4 protein-coding genes and 1 pseudogene are annotated in these 4,041 nt (G+C 60.6%); 3 read left to right on the plus strand and 2 right to left on the minus strand.

Going from position 1 to position 4,041, the window contains the following annotated elements:
- Window positions 1-69 precede the first annotated feature (69 nt).
- From ABDZ36_RS12165 to ABDZ36_RS12175, 3 genes and pseudogenes are all read left to right on the plus strand, one after another.
- A pseudogene (locus ABDZ36_RS12165) lies at window positions 70-780 on the plus strand (TSUP family transporter); the annotation flags it as partial.
- A gap of 143 nt (window positions 781-923) precedes the next feature.
- A complete protein-coding gene (locus ABDZ36_RS12170) occupies window positions 924-1,685 on the plus strand; it encodes an SDR family oxidoreductase (protein ID WP_188873139.1) in 762 nt (253 codons plus the stop codon).
- Window positions 1,686-1,945: 260 nt separating this feature from the next.
- Window positions 1,946-2,866, plus strand: coding sequence for a sulfite exporter TauE/SafE family protein (locus ABDZ36_RS12175; RefSeq protein ID WP_188873152.1), 921 nt, complete (start codon window positions 1,946-1,948; stop codon window positions 2,864-2,866).
- A 1-nt stretch (window position 2,867) separates the two neighbouring features.
- On the opposite strand, the gene ABDZ36_RS12180 is transcribed toward ABDZ36_RS12175, so the two are convergent.
- Window positions 2,868-3,206 carry a DsrE family protein gene (locus ABDZ36_RS12180; protein ID WP_188873138.1) on the minus strand — a complete coding sequence of 113 codons (339 nt, stop codon included), beginning with the start codon at window positions 3,204-3,206 and terminating at the stop codon, window positions 2,868-2,870.
- A gap of 68 nt (window positions 3,207-3,274) precedes the next feature.
- Window positions 3,275-3,961, minus strand: coding sequence for a DUF2270 domain-containing protein (locus ABDZ36_RS12185; RefSeq protein ID WP_188873137.1), 687 nt, complete (start codon window positions 3,959-3,961; stop codon window positions 3,275-3,277).
- Window positions 3,962-4,041: the final 80 nt, after the last annotated feature.

Raw genomic sequence — 4,041 nt, forward strand, 5'->3', positions numbered from 1 at the left:
CTGTCTGCTTCGGGTTGTTGCATATCCTCCCAAAGCAGACACTTCCTCTAACCCGATGTGATCGACTGATTCTTCCTTGAGGCGACCGGCATGGCCGACCTCGTTATCAACGTCTCGTACGTCGGCCTACTCGCACTCGTCGGCTTGTTCACGCTCCGCGACGCCTGGACGGACGAGAGCGACGACGAGAGCGGGGCCAGCCTTGACCTTGCCGAACGCGTCCAAGCAATCGAAATTCCGCCGATGGTCACCTTCCGTGGAGACGTCCGCGTCTCCGGCGTGATCGTCGCGGCAATCGGTCTCGTTATCGGCGTCCTCTCGGGCTTCCTCGGTGTCGGCGGCGGGTTCCTCCTGATGCCCGCCATGATGTACGGGCTCGGCATCCCGGCAGCCATTGCCGTCGGGACAGACATCCTCCAAATCACGATTTCCGGCGCCTTCGGCGCGTTCACCTACGCGCAGTCCGGAGCGGTCGCCCTGCCCGTTGTCGCGTTCCTGCTCGTTGGAAGCGCACTCGGCGCCCGCATCGGTGCGGGCGCCACGAACCTCGTCGACGAGGACGAGATCAAGGGCTACTTCGCCGCAATGTTGCTCGCCGGCAGTCTTGCCGTCGCGACAAACAAACTGGGGAACATCTACGGCATCGCGGCCCTCAACACCGTGAGCACGGTGCTCATCTTCGGAGCCGCGTTCCTCGTGAGCGGCGCCGTCGTTCTCGCTGCCGTCTGCCGCCTCCGCAGTAACGCATCCAGCACGTGGTGCCGGCTCACCACATCCTAACCCTCTATACCACGTTCTCAGCCACAGTGTAGCACTCGGAGCGTAGCAGTATCAGCTTGGCTTCGCGTCATCAGTCAACTCCCGATCGTGGGGTATGAGAACTGCCCCCGATATTTTTCACATCACGCGATAGATTCTGTAGTATGGTCGCTAATAACTCTGTGGCGCTCGTGACGGGTGGTGGATCTGGGATCGGTCGAGAGACCGCTCTTGAATTCGCTGCGGAAGGAGCACGCGTCGTCGTCGCGGATGTCGACGTCAAGGGAGGCGAGGGGACCATCGCCGACATCGAAGCCGACGGTGGCGATGCATTATTCGTGGAGACGGACGTCACTGACGCCGCGGAGACCGAGGCGATGGTTGAAGCCGCCGTTGAGGAGTATGGATCCCTTGACTATGCGTTCAACAATGCCGGTATCGGCGGTGACAGTGCGACGGTTGAGGAGTACGACGCCGAGAGCTGGGAGAGCGTCATCGACGTGAATCTCGTCGGCGTTTTTAAGTGTATGCAGGCGGAGATCGCGCAGATGAAACAACAGGACGCCGGTGGTGTCGTGGTTAACAACTCCTCAATCCTCGGGCAGGTCGGCTTCGCAACCTCCTCCGGATACGTCGCCGCGAAACATGGTGTCCTCGGACTGACGAAGACTGCTGCCCTCGAGAACGGCGAGACGGGTGTCCGCGTGAACGCCGTCTGTCCCGGTTTTATCGACACGCCACTCCTCCGCGAGGGCGGTATGGAAGAGGGCTCCGAGCTCCGCGAACAAATCGCAAATAAGCACGCGATGAACCGTCTCGGCACACCCGAGGAGGTCGCGAGCGCTGTCCTCTGGCTCTGTGACGACGACGCGTCCTTCGTTACTGGTGAGGCCCTCGGTGTTGATGGTGGCTACCTCGCACAATAGACACCTCGTCCCCTGACTGGTCGAATCGTCGGCATCACGCTGTTGTTGTACCGCTTCGCCGCTCGCTAAGGTGCGATATTCGCAGGTATCTATGACGCCCATAGGAGCAGCGAAATCAGGGTTTCGGCCTCACTGAGCACGGACAGGACTGATCAGCGCCGGCGTCACGTCGTGCATTACTGCCCGAATTGCTGATTCACCGATATGGTTAGGCGTACAGCCACTATCTCATGATATCCGAGTCCATCGCTCTGATTCATATGAGTACACGCGAACCAACTATTGACCCGCAGCAGTTCCTGACGAACCTCCGTGCCTTCCACTATCGGGAGGTGATGATGTCCCTCGCGACACTCGCTGTCCTCGCCGGTTCGATTCTGCTCTTCCCGGGTTGGGGGAACGTCACGAAGGGTGTACAGTCGACTGTGACGACCGAACTACTCGCTCTCTTCGTTGTCGTCGCCATCGTCGCCGGCGCGATCAAAGGCATGCTTGGCTTCGGTTACGCACTAATCACGACGCCAATCTTCGCCTCGGTCATTGACCCGACGCTCGCCGTCGTGGTGCTCGCAATTCCACCGTGGATGATCAATATGTTCCAAGTCGGCGAGACGAAGACCGGCGTCTCCTTCATCCGTGAGGAGTGGATTCTGGTCGCCTTGGCGATCATCGGCTCGGTCGTCGGTGTCTACTTCCTCGCACAGTACAACACCGGGCCGATCGTGCCGTTCCTCATCGGCCTCATCATTCTCGCCTACGTCGTCTTCCAGGTCGTGCAGAACTTCGTCACTATTGAGGAAGCACACCACCCGATCGCGCTCAGCACCGCTGGCTTCCTCGAAGGATTCTTGCTCGCGGCGTCGAACCTCGGCCCGCTCCTCCCGGCGTACTTCCACACGTTCGAGCGCGACACCGAACGGTACATCGGCGGGCTCTCGATGGTTCTCGGCATCATCTTCACGGTACGTCTCGTTCAGATGGCGCTGTTCACCGATCTTTTGACGACGTATCGGATCTGGTTGGGCTCGACGATCGCTGTCGTCACGATCGTCGGCCTCCTCCTCGGCACCTATCTGCGGCGCCTCGAGATTGACCAGCGGCGCTTCAACTGGTTCGTCATCACGCTCCTCTTCATCATCTCGCTCAACATCTTCCGTAACACCATCCCCGCGCTACTCTGAGCTACGGTGTGAGGTAGGCGTACCCATCACTTTGGAGGCGTGTGAGCTCTCCGACGCCGGACGGAACGAGCTCGACGCCGTCGATGAGGTCGGCCGCCGTGACGTCCGTCCCCTCGATGGTGTTCTGACACTGCTTGATTGTGACGCCGCGCTCGAGGAGGCGTTCGACTCGTGCTCGCTCCGGGGAGTCGGTCGTGACGAGTTGGAGGCCACCGCTGTTCGTGACGAGCGCGACGTCGTCGAGGTCGATAGTTTCGTCCTCGAGGAGATTCATGACGTTGTTAACGACCCGAGCGTGCAGTTCGGCATCGTTGTTCGAGTGGTGGAAGACGGCCTGCATACGTTCGTGTTTCGCCCGAGTTCGCGATAAGGACTGGGGGTCGAGTGCCGTCGAAAGACCGAGATCGCCTACTCGTCCTTTCGGAGGCGCTCGTCGAGGAGTTCGCCGCGCGTATGCCACGTCCGAGGGCGACACGCGATGATGAGTGTGCTGACGAAGAACGCGGCGACGAGACCGATGACGACGAGCCCCGGAATCATCCCGATGGCTGCGGTCTGGAGCCACGACTCGGGAGAGAAGGCGGTGATACGGACGAGCCACGCGACGAGGAGGATTGCGAAGAGTGGGAGGTAAATCCGCCGTAAGCGGTGTGCGATAGCCTCTTCGGCGGTGATCTTGACCGCGGGTTCGCGGTAGTCGTCGCCGAGTCGCTTGCGCCACTCTGGGTCGACGACGTCCGTTTCGGGGTTGAGGCCGACCGACCAGACGTTCTCCTGGAGGGTTCGGACGCGCGAGCGCCAGATGTCGTAGCCCCGGTAGCGTCGCGCCTCGATCGTGAGAAAGACGCCCAGCATCGCAATGCCGATGAGGATGATGTAGTGTGGGTTGTTGGGACTGGAGAACGCCCACGTAAGAATGGCAGCCATAACAATAACTGCCCAGTTGGTGGTTTTGTCGAGGCGTTCGCGCCAGTACTTCATCCGGTGGATCTCGCCCCGGTAGAGGTGCGCCATCGCGCCGCTCGGCCCCATCTCCTCATCCAAGAGTCCCCTCCCGACGTCGCGATCCGCCTCGTCAGTCGTGTCCTCGGTCATTGTCGTCCCATTTTCAGTCGATCACATCGGCAGCCGGATAATCTCGACCTCTAAGCGCCGAATCTCTGCGAACTGTGACC

It is taken from the genome of Halarchaeum salinum (assembly GCF_039520965.1).
GTDB classification, from domain to species: Archaea; Halobacteriota; Halobacteria; order Halobacteriales; family Halobacteriaceae; genus Halarchaeum; species Halarchaeum salinum.

What these genes read in the sequence shown, in the direction of transcription:
- ABDZ36_RS12170 (WP_188873139.1), top strand. Translation starts at nt 924, where the DNA reads ATGGTCGCTAATAACTCTGTGGCGCTCGTGACGGGTGGTGGATCTGGG.
- ABDZ36_RS12175 (WP_188873152.1), top strand. Translation starts at nt 1,946, where the DNA reads ATGAGTACACGCGAACCAACTATTGACCCGCAGCAGTTCCTGACGAAC.
- ABDZ36_RS12180 (WP_188873138.1), bottom strand. Translation starts at nt 3,206, where the DNA reads ATGCAGGCCGTCTTCCACCACTCGAACAACGATGCCGAACTGCACGCT.
- ABDZ36_RS12185 (WP_188873137.1), bottom strand. Translation starts at nt 3,961, where the DNA reads ATGACCGAGGACACGACTGACGAGGCGGATCGCGACGTCGGGAGGGGA.